The organism is Coprococcus sp. AF16-22 (genome assembly GCF_003461545.1).
Classification (GTDB): Bacteria; Bacillota; Clostridia; order Lachnospirales; family Lachnospiraceae; genus Coprococcus; species Coprococcus aceti.
Map to the genome: position 1 here is coordinate 63,211 of NZ_QTXH01000012.1, position 15,638 is coordinate 78,848.

The 15,638-nt window shown below is 44.3% G+C and carries 12 protein-coding genes and 7 tRNA genes; 11 read left to right on the plus strand and 8 right to left on the minus strand.

What is annotated here, in order from left to right; genetic code table 11:
* Window positions 1-15 precede the first annotated feature (15 nt).
* The 3 genes from DWW60_RS11705 to DWW60_RS11715 all read left to right on the plus strand — a co-directional run bounded on the left by DWW60_RS11705 (window position 16) and on the right by DWW60_RS11715 (window position 3,915).
* A complete protein-coding gene (locus DWW60_RS11705) occupies window positions 16-996 on the plus strand; it encodes an SPFH domain-containing protein (RefSeq protein WP_015533953.1) in 981 nt (326 codons plus the stop codon).
* 131 nt (window positions 997-1,127) lie between these two features.
* Window positions 1,128-3,476 carry a DNA helicase PcrA gene (gene pcrA / locus DWW60_RS11710; protein ID WP_055273291.1) on the plus strand — a complete coding sequence of 783 codons (2,349 nt, stop codon included), beginning with the start codon at window positions 1,128-1,130 and terminating at the stop codon, window positions 3,474-3,476.
* A 169-nt stretch (window positions 3,477-3,645) separates the two neighbouring features.
* Window positions 3,646-3,915: a hypothetical protein gene (locus DWW60_RS11715; RefSeq protein WP_015533951.1), complete on the plus strand. Its 270-nt coding sequence runs from the start codon at window positions 3,646-3,648 to the stop codon at window positions 3,913-3,915.
* Between the two features lie 134 nt (window positions 3,916-4,049).
* On the opposite strand, the gene DWW60_RS11720 is transcribed toward DWW60_RS11715, so the two are convergent.
* The 7 genes from DWW60_RS11720 to DWW60_RS11750 all read right to left on the minus strand — a co-directional run bounded on the left by DWW60_RS11720 (window position 4,050) and on the right by DWW60_RS11750 (window position 4,820).
* Window positions 4,050-4,129: transfer RNA gene (locus tag DWW60_RS11720), tRNA-Leu, on the minus strand.
* Between the two features lie 49 nt (window positions 4,130-4,178).
* Window positions 4,179-4,251: transfer RNA gene (locus DWW60_RS11725), tRNA-Lys, on the minus strand.
* Between the two features lie 20 nt (window positions 4,252-4,271).
* A tRNA-Gln gene (locus tag DWW60_RS11730) sits at window positions 4,272-4,343 on the minus strand.
* A gap of 33 nt (window positions 4,344-4,376) precedes the next feature.
* A tRNA-His gene (locus tag DWW60_RS11735) sits at window positions 4,377-4,450 on the minus strand.
* Between the two features lie 79 nt (window positions 4,451-4,529).
* Window positions 4,530-4,603 (minus strand) — tRNA-Arg (locus DWW60_RS11740).
* Window positions 4,604-4,644: 41 nt separating this feature from the next.
* A tRNA-Gly gene (locus DWW60_RS11745) sits at window positions 4,645-4,715 on the minus strand.
* 30 nt (window positions 4,716-4,745) lie between these two features.
* A tRNA-Pro gene (locus DWW60_RS11750) sits at window positions 4,746-4,820 on the minus strand.
* 217 nt (window positions 4,821-5,037) lie between these two features.
* Here DWW60_RS11750 and DWW60_RS11755 point away from each other — a divergent pair.
* The 6 genes from DWW60_RS11755 to DWW60_RS11780 all read left to right on the plus strand — a co-directional run bounded on the left by DWW60_RS11755 (window position 5,038) and on the right by DWW60_RS11780 (window position 10,949).
* A complete protein-coding gene (locus DWW60_RS11755; protein WP_022215932.1) occupies window positions 5,038-5,982 on the plus strand; it encodes an AEC family transporter in 945 nt (314 codons plus the stop codon).
* Between the two features lie 24 nt (window positions 5,983-6,006).
* Window positions 6,007-6,465: an Lrp/AsnC family transcriptional regulator gene (locus DWW60_RS11760; RefSeq protein WP_022215931.1), complete on the plus strand. Its 459-nt coding sequence runs from the start codon at window positions 6,007-6,009 to the stop codon at window positions 6,463-6,465.
* Window positions 6,462-6,971 (plus strand): shikimate kinase, encoded by a 510-nt coding sequence (locus tag DWW60_RS11765; protein WP_055223268.1) that lies wholly within the window; start codon window positions 6,462-6,464, stop codon window positions 6,969-6,971. Before DWW60_RS11760 ends, DWW60_RS11765 begins: the two co-directional genes overlap by 4 nt.
* Before the next feature lie 85 nt (window positions 6,972-7,056).
* Window positions 7,057-8,019: a calcium/sodium antiporter gene (locus tag DWW60_RS11770; RefSeq protein ID WP_015533950.1), complete on the plus strand. Its 963-nt coding sequence runs from the start codon at window positions 7,057-7,059 to the stop codon at window positions 8,017-8,019.
* A gap of 317 nt (window positions 8,020-8,336) precedes the next feature.
* Entirely contained in the window at window positions 8,337-9,878 is a 1,542-nt protein-coding gene (locus DWW60_RS11775; protein WP_117875431.1) for a sodium:solute symporter family protein, read from the plus strand.
* A gap of 123 nt (window positions 9,879-10,001) precedes the next feature.
* Complete coding sequence (locus DWW60_RS11780) at window positions 10,002-10,949, plus strand: magnesium transporter CorA family protein (RefSeq protein ID WP_117549331.1); 948 nt, start codon at window positions 10,002-10,004, stop codon at window positions 10,947-10,949.
* Window positions 10,950-11,013: 64 nt separating this feature from the next.
* Here DWW60_RS11780 and DWW60_RS11785 read toward each other — a convergent pair whose 3' ends face one another.
* On the minus strand, window positions 11,014-12,207 hold the full coding sequence (locus tag DWW60_RS11785; protein WP_117875432.1) for a DUF4317 domain-containing protein: 1,194 nt from the start codon (window positions 12,205-12,207) through the stop codon (window positions 11,014-11,016).
* Between the two features lie 212 nt (window positions 12,208-12,419).
* Between DWW60_RS11785 and DWW60_RS11790 the strand changes: the two genes are divergently transcribed.
* Together DWW60_RS11790 and DWW60_RS11795 are read left to right on the plus strand one after the other, a co-directional pair.
* Window positions 12,420-13,109 carry a response regulator transcription factor gene (locus DWW60_RS11790; protein WP_117549467.1) on the plus strand — a complete coding sequence of 230 codons (690 nt, stop codon included), beginning with the start codon at window positions 12,420-12,422 and terminating at the stop codon, window positions 13,107-13,109.
* Window positions 13,109-15,562, plus strand: coding sequence for a sensor histidine kinase (locus DWW60_RS11795; RefSeq protein ID WP_117875433.1), 2,454 nt, complete (start codon window positions 13,109-13,111; stop codon window positions 15,560-15,562). The genes DWW60_RS11790 and DWW60_RS11795 overlap by 1 nt, the downstream gene beginning before the upstream one ends.
* Window positions 15,563-15,638: the final 76 nt, after the last annotated feature.

The window sequence follows — 15,638 nt, forward strand, 5'->3', positions numbered from 1 at the left end:
AGAGGAGTGCACTACATGGGTTTATTTTCAAATCAGTTTGCTAATGTTGTAGAATGGGAAGAGTACAGAGATGACGTCATCTTCTGGAAGTGGACAAATAGAGAGATCAAGAAGGATTCAAAGCTTATAATCAAACCGGGACAGGATGCTATATTCCTTTATAACGGAGCGGTTGAAGGTATATTTACCGAGTCTGGAAACTACACTATTGATTCACAGATCATACCATTCCTTTCAACATTGAAGGGATTTAAGTTCGGATTCAATTCAGGACTTCGCGCAGAGGTTTTGTTTGTGAATACAAAAGAGTTTACATGTAACTGGGGAACCAGTTCACCGATCAGACTTCAGGCACCGGGACTTCCGGGCGGACTTCCTGTGAGATCAAATGGTAAATTCTCATTCAAGATAGACGATTATAATGTTCTAATAGAGAAGGTTGCAGGTATAAAGCAGCAGTTCACAGTCGATGACATAAGAGATAGGATAAGGGGTATCCTGGACGGACTGCTGATGAAGTGGATCACAAAGGTTGGCGGAGACGTATTCAATCTTATGGCCAATTCCGTTGATATAGCTAAGGGTATCAAGGAAGATCTGGACATGGAACTCCTGGGAATCGGACTTACGATAACTGATTTCAGAATAAGCGAGTTTACATATCCTGAGAATATACAGAAGCGTGCTGATCAGGCTGCTGAGTATTCTATGATAGGGGATATGAACAGATTCCAGCAGGTGAATATGGTTGATTCCATGGCAAGGGGTGGCCGTACAGGAACAGCCGGAAGCAATGCAACGGATATGGCAAATGCCATGGTAGGAATGCAGATGGGAATGGCTATGGCAGGTCAGATGGCCGGAGCTATGAACCAGATGAACAATGCAGCAACACAGGCAGCAGGAACCGGAACAGCTCCAAAGTTCTGTCCTAACTGTGGACAGCCAACTAACGGTGCGAAGTTCTGTGGCAACTGTGGAACGAAGCTGATCTAAAGACAAATACATTATAATTGAATAATGATATTTTCAAATAAACGCTGTTATGATATACTAGGCAGATGGAATAAAACATATGTTTGGTATATATAACGGCGTTTTTTACGTCACAGGATACAGGAGGAATTATGGCAGGACTTAACGATATGCAGGAACAGGCCTGTGAGCATGTGGATGGGCCGCTGCTCATACTTGCGGGAGCAGGAAGCGGAAAGACCAGGGTTATCACACACAGGGTAGCCTATCTCATGGAGCACGAAGGAGTTAATCCTCTGAACATACTGGCGATCACATTCACCAACAAGGCGGCCCGTGAGATGCGGGAGAGAGTTGATCTGATAGTTGGGGATGGAGCTGACAGGGTATGGGTCAGCACATTTCATTCGCTGTGTGTGAGGATACTCAGAAGATATGCTGATAAGATCGGCTATGGCAAGAACTTTGATATATATGATTCGGATGACCAGAAGAGTACGGTGAAGAGTATACTCAAGGATTTTCAGATAGACCCGAAGAGGTATCCCGAGAAGATGTTCATGGCGGAGATATCCAAGGCCAAGGAGAAGTATCTGTCACCTGATGAATTTGCAAAAAAGAATGCTGCAGACTATGCAGGAACAAAGGCTGCAGAGGTGTACACTGAGTATCAGAGTCGTCTTAAGAAGAACAATGCGATGGACTTTGACGATCTTATTTACAAGACGGTGGAGCTGTTCGAGCACAATCCTGATGTCCTTGATACATATCAGAATAGATTCAGATATATCATGGTTGACGAGTATCAGGATACTAATCACATACAGTTCCTGCTGGTCAAGATGCTTGCGAGAAAATACAGGAACCTGTGTGTGGTGGGAGACGATGATCAGTCCATATACAAGTTCAGAGGAGCGAATATAACCAATATCCTGAACTTTGAGAAGGAATATGAGGATGCGAAGGTTATCAAGCTGGAACAGAACTATAGATCCTGTGGCAATATACTTGCCGCAGCGAATGCAGTCATACAGCACAATGCAGGCCGTAAGGATAAGGCTCTGTGGACGGATAAGGATGCCGGTGAGAAGATCTCGTTTGAGCAGTGCGATTCGGAATATGCAGAGGGAGATATGGTGGCGAGCCGTATCAAGACTCTTGTCAGACAGGGAGTGGACTACAGGGATATAGCTATCCTCTACAGGACGAATGCACAGTCCCGTGTGCTCGGAGAGAAGATGGTGTATGCGAACATACCATACAGAGTATATGGCGGCACAAACTTCTATGCCCGAAAGGAGATCAAGGATGTTCTGGCATATCTCAAGGTCATCAACAATTCCACTGACAACCTGTACTTCAGGAGAGTGGTAAATGTTCCGAAGAGAGGTATAGGCGAGGCGAGTCTCAGCAAGGTTGAGTCATTTGCGGATGCGTATGGATTGTCGATGATGGATGCTGCGGCGAGAGCTGACGAGATACCGGGAATGGCTGCCAAGACCTCGGCCAAGATCAGGCAGTTTGCGGAGCTTATCACATCATTCAGGGATATGCTGGCGGATGGTGAGAGCCTTGACTCGGTGTACGACAGGATTCTTGAGGATACGGGTTATGAGTCAGAGCTCATAGCAGAGCACACAGAGGAGGCCATGACTAGACTTGAGAATATCGATGAACTCCGCAACAAGGTGGTGGAATTCACAGAGGATAATGAGGAGGCAGGGCTCAGCGAGTTCCTGGAGGAGATAGCGCTTGTGTCTGACCTCGATGCCATGTCGGAGGATGACAATCAGGTCAAGCTGATGACTCTCCACAGTGCCAAGGGTCTGGAGTTCCCATACGTATTTATATGCGGAATGGAGGACAGAGTATTTCCTAGTGGAATTGCACTCAACTCAGATGATCCCGATGCTCTTGAGGAGGAGAGACGTCTGTGTTACGTGGGTATAACCAGAGCCATGAAAAAGCTGTACCTGAGTGCGGCGAAGGAACGAATGATGCATGGTAATAGGGTGTACAGCGATGTGTCCAGATTCATAAGAGAGATCCCGCCTATGCTGTTTGAGCATGAAGCTGATATGAAGAATATGGCAAAGCGAAGAGAGTCGGAGTCTGTCGACAGATATAACAGAGGTGAAGGACGCAGAGATGCGTATGGAAGTTCATATGGTGATACATATGCCGGCTATGGCGGTGGAAGAACCGCTGGAGCAGCCTCAGGCAGAAGCTATGGACAGAAGAATCCATACAGCAGCTATGCAAAACAGCAGTCATACGGGCAGCCGTCTTCCCAGCCTTCGTTCGGCAAAGCCTTTGTGGTAAACAGTGTTGGCAAGCCGGATTATGCTGTTGGAGACAGAGTCAGACATATTAAGTTTGGTCCGGGTACTGTGGAGGCTTTGGAGAAGGGCGATAAGGATTACGAGGTTACAGTGAATTTCGACAGATGCGGTGTCAGGAAGATGTTTGCTTCGTTTGCAAAGCTCAAAAAATGCGAGTAGTCAATTAAACCGCATGTTAGATTTATTTATAAAATACATATAGAAATAATCAAAACCGTATGCTATAATTTTGGTATGTATTGGGAGATAATAACTGTATGTTTCTTCTCTCAAATCAATATAATATAATGAAACCCGTTACAGGGTTAAGAAAGGGTGGAATGTAACGATGAAGAGTAGTGACGTAATCTTAGTTAAAGGCGATGCAACAGAAGAGAAGGCAAAGAGCACATTATTTGTGATCTTGGTTATCATTGGTGCCGTTGCTGCTATTGCAGGTATTGCATATGCAGTATATTCATATCTTACACCAGACTTCCTTGATGATTTTGATGATGACTTCGACGATGATTTCGACGATGACTTCTTCGATGATGAGGAAGATACAGATGAGGCAGAGCCAGCAGCAGAAGCAGCCGAGGCGGCAGACGCTGAGTAATTCGTACTGTATTATATAGAAGAATATGGTAGTATAAAGATACGCTCTATCCATTGAGGATAGAGCGTATTTTTTTGCCATCTACTAAAAAAATGGAAGATAGGACGAAACGTCATGATAAAAGGTATAAAAAATGCGGATAACAGGAATCGAACCTGCACCCCGAAGGACTAGATCCTAAGTCTAGCGCGTCTGCCAGTTCCGCCATATCCGCTTAATTCTTCATAAAATAAAAATAGCCCCTCATATCAGAAGGGAAATAGTGAGCCATCGGGGACTCGAACCCCGGACAACTTGATTAAAAGTCAAGTGCTCTACCGCCTGAGCTAATGGCCCATAAGTCTGGACTTTAATAACTGGGCTAGCTGGATTCGAACCAGCGAATGCAGGAGTCAAAGTCCTGTGCCTTACCGCTTGGCGATAACCCAATAGCATCGCTAATATGTGCGATAAAGAAAAAGGGTGGATAGAGGGACTCGAACCCTCGGCCTCCAGAGCCACAATCTGGCGCGCTAGCCAACTGCGCCATACCCACCATAGGCTTATAAAATAATTGCTATTTTATAAAAATATATCTTAGCCTGCTAACAGTAGTAGTAGCTAAGATACAAAAATGTGCCCGAAGGGATTCGAACCCCCGACCCACGGCTTAGAAGGCCGTTGCTCTATCCAGCTGAGCTACGGACACGTACCAATTCCCGCTATATGTATATGTTAGCGAAAATAAAGAGCGGGTGATGGGAATCGAACCCACGTATCTAGCTTGGAAGGCTAGTGTTCTACCATTGAACTACACCCGCATAATGCTTAACAGTGTTTTGGATTATAAGTCGGGGTGACAGGATTCGAACCTGCGACCTCTTGATCCCAAATCAAGCGCTCTAGCCAAGCTGAGCCACACCCCGTTAGTCCTTTGCGACCAACGCAAAACCTATTATACACAAGTCGGTGATGCTTGTCAACAACTTTTTTTAATTTTTTTTGAAAATCAGTTGCTGATGTGTTATATTGAATCAGACGTTATCGCCTATTCATCAAACCGACTTTTGCATTATATGCATTATAGGAGCGAAAGTCAATAGGTATTTTGAAAAAAATTGAAAATTGTGAGGATGTGTAGTAATGGATAATTTTATATTCAGCATAAATGCAACGATACCGATATTTCTGGTGATACTTCTGGGATGGTTTCTGATGAAGATACATATTATAACAGAAGAGTTCGCCAACGTGGCGAATAAATATGTGTTCAAGGTAGCCCTTCCGGTTCTGCTGTTCAGGGATATTGCGACGACCTCCATATTGGACGACCTCAATGTAAAGTTTGTTCTGTTCTGCTTCTTTGGAACGATCATAATGTTTGGGCTGGTATGGGTGTTTGCACTGATATACTGTAAGGACAGAACCATGATCGGTGCATTTGTGCAGGGTGGAGCAAGAGGAAGTGCTGCGGTTCTCGGCGTTGCATTTGTGGAGAATATCTGTGGCAACTCGGGCATGGCGCCTCTCATGATAGTGTCAGCGGTGCCGATGTACAATATTATATCTGTAATAGCTCTGACATTTGGCGGGAACGACAGACAGAGAGGAACAGCTGGTATCAAGAAAGCGTTCGTCAATATATTGAAGAATCCGATCATCATAGGAATATTGCTTGGAGTCCCGTTCTCTGTATTTGACATACCGATACCAGCCATACCGACAAGAACTATCAGTTATATAGCACAGACGGCGACTCCTATAGCGCTCATAGCCATAGGTGCTGGATTTGACTCACAGCAGGCATTGACCAGGCTCAAGCCGTCACTTGTGGCAACGGTCATAAAGCTTGTGATTCTTCCTGTCATATTCCTTCCGGTTGCCATTGGTATGGGCTTTGGGCCGAGTGAGATAGTTGCTATACTTATAATGGTTGGAGCACCGGCTACGGTGTCGGGATACATCATGGCGAAGAATATGGACAATGATTATGTGCTGTCATCGAATATTATCGTTTTATCCACATTATTATCGTCAGTGACGTTGACTCTGTGGGTGTTTGTGTTAAAATGTTTGGGAGTAATCTAATTTTATTATACAGAGGTTTAATTAATGGATAACATTGACTACAAGATACTGAGATGCCTGAAGGACAATGCGAGACTTACAGCATCGGCCATCAGTGAAGAGATCAATCTCTCTGTCTCGGCCGTGATAGAGAGAATAAGGAAGATGGAGAGCAGCGGGGTAATAAAGGGATATACCATTGAGGTTGACCAGAAAAAGCTGGGCAATGAGATGGTAGCCATCATGGAAGTGAGACTGAAGCATCCGAAATATTATGATGAATTTGCACAGCTTATACAGACAAATGACAGCATAGTCGCATGCTTCTATATGACAGGAGATTTTGACTTTATATTGAAGATAGTGACTGATTCCGCTGCAGGTCTGGACGAGGTGTATAGATTTGTGAAGGGATATGAGGGTGTGTCAGCAACTGAAACGCACTTTGTTCTCAAGACGCTCAAGGACGAAGTATCAGTTATACCGGAGGTAAAAGAGAAATGAACAACATAGTACTTACAGGCATGCCGGGAGCGGGCAAGAGCACTATAGGGGTTCTTCTGGCAAAGGTTCTCGGTTATAAGTTCATCGATGCAGATATTCTCATACAGAACAGTCAGGGAATGCTGCTCAGGGAGATCATAGCAAAGTATGGCGATGATGGGTTTTTAAAGATAGAGAATGATGTGAACAAGGGTATCACAGACCAACATGCAGTCATAGCCACAGGTGGAAGCGCTGTGTACTGTACTGATGCCATGGAGAAATACATGGCGGAGGATACAGTTATATATATCAATCTTCCATATGAGGAGATAGCGAACAGACTTGGCAATATCAAGAGAAGAGGCGTGGTGCTGAAGGATGGACAGACTCTGAAAGATTTGTATAATGAGAGGACAAAGCTTTATGAGAAGTACTGCCATATCAATATCAAAGCGGAAGGTCTTGGAATTGAGGAATTGCTGGACAGCGTTGCGGGCATGATAATTGTCAGAAGAGATCTGTAATACGTCATATGCCACATGATAGGGATAGAAAAGCTGCTTATATAGCTGAGGTAAAAATGTAGCATATATACAATGGAGGGAATGTATGGAGATATTAAAAATGTTAGGTCAGATACTGCTTCTTGTGCTTGGATTTGTGTTTATGATAAAGGGAGCGGATGTATTTGTAGATGGTGCGTCTAAAATAGCTGTCAAATGCAACATACCAGAGATGGTAGTTGGCTTAACAATAGTTGCCATGGGCACTAGTGCTCCAGAAGCAGCTGTCAGCATAAAGGCGGCACTTTCGCCTGCGGGAGCCGGGATCACTGTTGGAAATGTGCTTGGAAGCAACATTATTAACATACTTGTCATCCTTGGAGTGACAGCACTCATAGCAGCACTTCCTATAAAGAAAAATACACTTAGGATAGATATACCATTTGTTATCGTGGCATCGATCATGATACTCTGCATGGGATATTTTGATGGTGTGCTCAGCAGACTTGAGGGTGTGATATTCTATGTAGTGTTTATTGGATTTTTGGTATATCTGATCATCAGCGCGAAGAATGGCAACAGCGAGAGTGATTCTATAGAACTCACGGAGAAGGATAAGACTCCGAGACTTATACTGTTTATAATCATAGGATTAGCGCTGGTCGTGGTCGGAAGTAATTTCACTGTAAATGCGGCATCATATATAGCTGGAAAGCTCGGTATGACAGAGAGACTCATAGGTCTTACAATAGTGGCATTTGGCACATCTCTTCCTGAGCTTGTGACATCATGCACAGCGGCAAAAAAGGGGCAGACAGATATTGCCATAGGCAACATAGTTGGAAGCAATATATTCAATATACTTTTCGTTGCCGGAACTACAATGCTCATAACCCCAGTGCAGTTTGAGCAGAACTTCCTGTTGGATGGCATCATGGCAATAGTGGCTGCTGTTCTCCTCTGGGTGTGCAGCGTCAGAAAGAAGAAGCTCACCAGGCCGGGCGGAATAGTGATGCTGGCTGTGTATGCGGTATATTTTGCTTATATTATGTACAAGAATTATATGTAGCAGATATCAAATGAATGGGGTATAGTCATTTATGTGATGATTATGAACCGGAAGAGTTGGTGTGTATAACAAGTCACGATGACAAGGATTATTACAGTATGGATGATTTTTATGATTTAGATGAACTTGATTAGATCTCAATAAAAAATACAGCGTGTAGCGATTGCCGCACGCTGTATTTTTTGTGGATATTTCTTGACTATGGTATGGGTATAACTTATAATCAGATATAGCAATTTAAACCGCAAAACTTTAAAGTTGACACGCTTTGATGTGATAAAGTAAACCGCGGATAAAAAATGTATTGGGAGGATACTATGGTACTCAAAGTTATTATGCTTGTTGTTTTCTTTGCAATCATGCTTGGAGTTGGATTTTACTCGAGAAAACACACAAAGGATGTGAATGGATTTGTTCTCGGAGGCAGAAGTGTTGGCCCGTGGCTCACGGCATTTGCCTATGGAACATCTTATTTCTCAGCGGTTATATTCATTGGATATGCCGGACAGTTTGGATGGAAGTACGGAATTGCTTCCACATGGATAGGAATTGGAAATGCGCTGCTTGGCTCACTGGTGGCATGGGTAGTTCTCGGAAGAAGAACAAGACTGCTCACACAGGAGCTTGACACGAGAACTATGCCGGAGTTCTTCGAGAAGAGATACTCCAGCAAGTCATTGAAGCTTTTCTCGTCGATCATCATCTTCATCTTCCTCATTCCATATACAGCGTCACTGTACAACGGACTTTCAAGACTGTTCGGAATGGCGTTCAATGTTGACTATAAGATATGCGTAATCGTCATGGCTGCCCTTACAGGTATATATGTAATCGTAGGTGGATATATGGCGACTGCTATCAACGATTTCATCCAGGGACTCATCATGCTGGTGGGAATCGTGGCAGTCATATATGCGGTACTCAACAACTATGGTGGACTCACAGGCGCGCTAGACAGTCTGGCAAGGATAAATGATCCTGCAGTGTCAGATACACCGGGTGTATTTGCATCATTCCTGGGACCTGACGTGTTCAATCTGTTTTGTGTCGTCGTGCTGACATCCCTTGGAACATGGGGACTTCCACAGATGGTACAGAAGTTCTACGCCATAAAGGATGAGAGATCCATCAAGACAGGTACGGTTGTGTCGACACTGTTTGCGATCGTAGTTGCCGGCGGATGCTATTTCCTCGGCGGTTTTGGAAGACTGACAGGAACCGATGTTGCTACAGAGGGATTCGATGCCATCATTCCACATCTGCTTGAGAAGCTTCCAGCTGCCCTTATGGGACTTGTGGTCATACTGGTGCTTTCAGCATCTATGTCCACACTTTCTTCGCTGGTCCTTACATCCAGCTCAACGCTCACCATCGACTTTATAAAGCCGGTCATTGCACCGAAGATGGATGAGAAGAAACAGATACTTGTCATGAGGCTCATGCTCGTTATGTTTGTTGCTGTATCGGCTGTTATTGCCATCGTGCAGTACTCAAGCAGGATAACGTTCATAGCACAGCTTATGGGTGTTTCATGGGGGGCTATAGCAGGTGCGTTCCTTGCTCCATTTTTATATGGCTTATACTGGAAGAAGACTACAGTTGCGGCTTGCTGGACATGCTTTATATGGGGAACAGGAATCATGACGCTGAACTTTATAAGCAATACATGGGGATTGTTCAAGTTCCCGGCAGTGATGCAGTCACCTATCAACTGCGGTGCGGTTGCAATGGTGGGCGGTCTCATCATAGTTCCTATTGTGAGCCTGTTCACAAAGAAGCCTGACCAGAAGAATGTCGAGGATGCCTTCTCATGCTACGAGGAGACGGTTACAGTAGCCCACAGAAAGGCACTTGACTAACATAGATATTACACGGTCTTTACACAAAACTTTGTTGAAAGGCCGTGTTTTTTATGTTAATATTATCAGGCGGTAATGTGCATTTGAGGCATGCTGTAATCTATGTGGCAGGAGGCGCAGGGAATGATCACACTGTACAGAACGGATGACAGAATTTTGAGTGAAATACAGGAATATGGTCCTGGTGCCTGGATAGTCATGACTAAGCCAACAATAGATGAGAGTAAGAGCATAGCCGAGAGGTTTGAGATAGATCTGGCGGATGTCAGAGCCGCACTGGATGATGAGGAGAGCTCACGTGTTCAGGTGGAGGACAACTACACACTGATAATCGTGGATATTCCTTCTATAGAGATAAGAAATGAACGAGAGGCATATACAACAATCCCTCTTGGTATCATACTGGTTGCAGACTGCATCATCACCATATGCGCCGAGGAGACTCCTGTGCTTGAGGCCTTTATGGAGGGCAAGGTGAGAGAGTTCAGCACCAAGAAGAGGATGAGGTTCATGTACCAGATACTCTACAGGAACTGTACCACATACCAGTATTATCTGAGAGTCATGGACAGAAGAAGAACCCTTATTGAGCAGCGTATCCAGGAGGAGACCGAGGATGCGGATCTCATAGATCTTCACGAGCTGGAGTCCAACCTTGTATACTTCGCAACGTCACTGAGGGCGAACGGAGTAGTCCTCGACAAGCTGACCAGATATGGCAGAATCAAGCAGTATCCGGAGGACAAGGAATTGCTTGACGACGTTTTGGTGGAGAATAAGCAGGCTATAGAGATGACACAGATATACAGAGATATCATAAGTGGTACGAGGGAGCTCATGACGACCATCATCAACAACAGACTGAACAACGCCATGAAGTTTCTGGCGGCCATAACCATCGTCATGGCTGTGCCTACAGTTATATCCGGTGTGTATGGAATGAATGTGGGCACGAAGTGGATGCCATTTGCGAATGTACCATATGGATTTGAGATAGTGTGCGGTATAATACTCGTTATAAGTATTGTGATAGCTTTGATATTGAAGAAAAAGAAGATGCTCAAACAGTAGGGCAGATAGAAAAAAGGATCACCGGCGGTTTTGTTGCTGCCGGTGGTCCTTTTTTGTGCCTTTGTTATTTGTTGTTGATAGGTATTCCGTTTACCTCGACCTGATCGGATATCTGGATGACGATGCATTTCCTTCCGTCGATCTCCATGGTCTCTACCAGATCAGTTCTCTCAGGATTCACCTTGATGACCACATCAGGAGTCTTTACCTCAAATGTTTTTGTGTTTGCAACATTTGTCGCGTACATGACAGTTGACTTCTCACGCGGTACAACTATGGCCGGTTCATCCTCCGGGTTCTCAGATGGCTGCTCAGGCGGTGCTGCCGCAGCGGTTACCTTCTCGTAGTGGGCGTCAAAATCTGCCATCTTCTCATCTGATACTCCGCTCTCTGTCAGCAGATTCTTTATAGTGTTCTTGGATAGGGTCAGCGGTTCAGGACTGTCTTTTCTCTGTTCGATCATCTCATTCAGATTGTCATGGATGGTTCTGACCATGTCATAATTACAGTCGTCACCCAGAGTCTCAGCCACGATCTCCTGAAATACATCCTTCTGCTCGCCTGCCGTTATAGGAAGCGAGGTGCCGAGAAGATTGCTTATGAAGCTGTCGTGAAGCTCCTCCGGTTTTTTGGTGTAGTACAGAACGTTGTGGATATCCGTGCTCCTGTCGATAAATGCCGGGAACAGGAAGCCTATGTCCGGCATGTCGACCACCCAGTCGCGGACTCTGTTGTGGAATGTGCTTTCAACGTCGAAGTAGCTGAGTCCCGCCTTGGACAGGTTGACGTGGCAAATGGAGCACATGATATAGTCATACACCTCGTCTGATGCATCGTCCATCATGATGCCGTCGGTTGTCTTGCCCGGAACATCATATGTATCGTGGATGAGCAGTATGAGGTAGTTGCCGGTGTAATCGTAGTTCTCGATGACCTTGTCATAGAACTCATTTATCAGCTCATCGTTCTCAAGCTTGCTCTTCCTGAGTTTATTCAGGAATTCCTGTGTGCCGCCTTCAAACTCCTGTGAGGTAGGAAATGGCATGGTGACAAGATTCTTGCCAATGCTTCCTGATAAAGTCTTTTTCAGTATTTCAAAATATTTGTATGTTTCTTCTTCCGGCATGGTGAGAAACTGTTCGTTGATGGTCGCCACCTTGTTGCAGTCTCCGTCCACGTAGCATCCGCGGATCTTGCTTATGGAGCATTCCTTTGGAGCAAACAGGTGTCTTATCTCAAGTACGTCTTTTTTTGTCATAATAAAACTCCGTTTCTATATAGTGATATATTTTGCGTTATAACATCTGCAATGACAGACCGCCTCCTAAGTATACCACAAATAATGACAAGTCTTAAAGATATCTTAAACTTTATAATGGTTGTTTCTTAATGGCAGTATGGCGATAATTGAGAACAGGAGGTGATTGTGGTAAGCTAAGGATAAATACGAAAAAGGTGAGGACAAGAAAAATGTACAATATATTAATATGTGACGATGAAAAAGATATAGTATCAGCTATAGAGATATATCTTAAGACAGCCGGGTATTCGGTGTATAAAGCTTACAATGGTATGGAGGCAGTTGATATGGTAAATTCTAATGACATACAGCTTGTACTCATGGACGTCATGATGCCTCAGATGGACGGTATAACAGCCATGGCAAAGATAAGAGAGAGCAGCAATGTGCCGGTTATCATGCTTACGGCAAAGAGTGAGGATACCGACAAGGTGCTGGGACTTGAGGTCGGCGCAGATGACTATGTGACAAAACCATTTAATCCGGTGGAACTTCTGGCAAGGGTAAAGTCCCAGCTCAGGCGTTACATGCAGCTGGGAGGCGGAGAGACACCAAAGGATAAGCTGGTTATCGGAGGTATAGAACTTGACGACAAATCCAAACAGGTCACACTTGACGGTGAACTTATGCCCCTCACCCCGACGGAGTATGACATCCTGAAACTTCTTATGCAGAATGTGGGAAAGGTATTTTCCACGAAGGAGATATATAAGGCGGTGTGGAAGGAGGATCCGATGGGAGCGGAAGGCTCTGTTGCGGTTCATATAAGACACCTGAGAGAAAAGATAGAGATAAATCCATCTGATCCGAGATACATAAAGGTTATCTGGGGAAGAGGATATAGAATGGAGGGACAATAGTGGATAAAACAATTTATAAGATACGAGGAAATGTGTTCTTTAAACTTGGAATATATATTCTTGTGGCGGTGCTGGCATATGGAACGCTGTATACAGGCGGTCTGGTGCTGCAGGGAAGCTACCTTGGAGTGTACAGTGATGATGATCAGGGCGCGACACCGTATGAGAGACTTGTAAACGATTATGTGGAGGACACAAATGATGCGCTTACCGAAAAGGTGAAGGCTTACATCCAGGATACAAGGTCACAGCTGGAAAGCATTACAACATATAATCAGCTCGTGAGTGCTGATCATAACGGAGATATGGTTATAACTGCGGATGATGTTTTCCGGAGATTGACCAATGCGGATACAACATCTGCGATCAAGTCGTCATACCGGTATGAGGATATGAGCGAACGAGGTGATATCGGCTACATGCTGACGGCATCCTGCAGTGATGATACAAATGTCAGCATCAATAATGGAAAGATAAAAGTAACGACCGGAAATATAAAGCTGATAAACGATGATGCACGGCTGGACGATAATATATATACAAATGATTATGATAGCACGATAGAAGTACCTGTTAAAAGATATATTGTGTTTGACAAACAGAGCGATATGGAACAGGGCGAGCAGTATATCAATGCTCTGCTGGGGAATTATGATCCATATTATGACGAATACATTTATAATGAAGAATATGAAGAAAGTGATACTGTGGAGGCTGATACAGATTCTGTATTGACAGCGGATGGCAAGTCTATTACCAAACAGGATATCATGTATGGCGATTATTATCCTAGCTCAGTTGAAAAACTGTATCTTGATGAAGCAGACGATTCTGGCAGTTCATCTGGAAAGGTCTACTGTCTTGTGCTAAGCTATGATGCATATTCATTTATAAATATCACGGGAAAATGCTATGTGGACGTGGCGGCTGCTGTAGACAACATCAAAGCGTCAAATCCGGAAATGGTTCAATACATTGGAATATGGAGGACGAAGAGCGAGGGAATACTGGCAGGATTTGCAGTCATGTTGCTGCTGTGCATCGTCATGTCAATATTTTCAATGGTCAACGCCGGCGTAAAGACAGGGAAGGAGACGATAACTCTCGGCAGATTTGAGAGGACTCCGACTGAGCTTGTGCTGGCTATGGCAGTATGCTCTGTTGCAGCAGCAGTAGGGATCTGCGTTGAAAGCGGTATTGCATCCATGTGTGTGAACCAGTATAGGAATTACACATTTGTATCAGAGAATATACAGTATATTGCGTTTCTGGTGCCGGTGGCATGCCTATATTCTGTGGCATTGTTTTTCTTTAATAATATAGTCGCTAAGGTGAAGGCGGGAACATTTTTTGCAGACTGTCTGATAATCCGCGCACTGAAGTGGATAGCAAGAAAGACGAAAGCTTGTTTCAGGTATGTGAAAAGTCATATGTCCCTGACGCAGAAGGGCGTATGGGCTTATATAGGTATAACTATAGTAGAGATAATTTTTGTGGCAATCCTGGCAGCAGGCAGCATGAGAGGCCTTCTTTGGGTGGTGATTTATATCATTTTAAAATGGCTGTGCATAGTCGGAATAGTGGCATATCTCATACAGACACAAGAGTTATACAAGTGCGCAAAGGAGATGGCGGAGGGCAATCTGGACAGGAAAGCGGACACAAGCAAAATGTTCTGGGTATTCCGCGCACATGGTGAACACCTCAACCAGATAAGAGACGGCATGTCAAAGGCTGTTGAGGCCAGAATGAAGAGCGAGCATTTGAAGACAGAACTCATAACAAATGTATCCCACGATATAAAGACCCCGCTTACATCCATAATCAACTATGTTGATCTGCTGCAGAAGGACGATATGGATGAGAAGACAAGACAGGAATATATAGAAGTTCTCTCAAGGCAGTCTGCGAGATTGAAAAAACTCATAGAGGATCTGGTCGAGGCATCCAAGGCATCCACTGGCAATATCCAGATAAACTGGGCAGAGATAGATGCCAATATGCTGCTTGAGCAGGCTGTTGCAGAATATGAGGATAAACTTGCAAATGCCGGGCTTAAGGTCGTATTCACAAGATCAGAGTTGCCGGCAGTCATAAGAGCTGATGGACAGCATCTGTGGAGAGTATTTGATAATCTGCTGTGTAATATAAGCAAATATGCAATGCCGGGGACAAGGGTATATGCATCGGTGATAATCGATGACAGAAAGACCAGGATTGAGTTCAAGAATATATCCAGAGATCCGCTCAATGTGTCCAGTGATGAGCTCATGGAGAGATTTGTCCGTGGAGACAGCTCCAGAAATACGGAGGGAAGCGGACTGGGATTGTCTATTGCAAACAGTCTGTGTACACTGATGGGTGCAAAATTCAGATTGAGCATAGATGGTGATCTGTTCAAGGCAGTTATAACATTTGACTGCGGAACTCCGCAGAAGAAAACCAATTGTTAGAATAATGTGTGATCTGCAGGTTGAATTATGAAAAAATATTAGACAATATGTAATGACCTCCACATTGTAGGTTCGT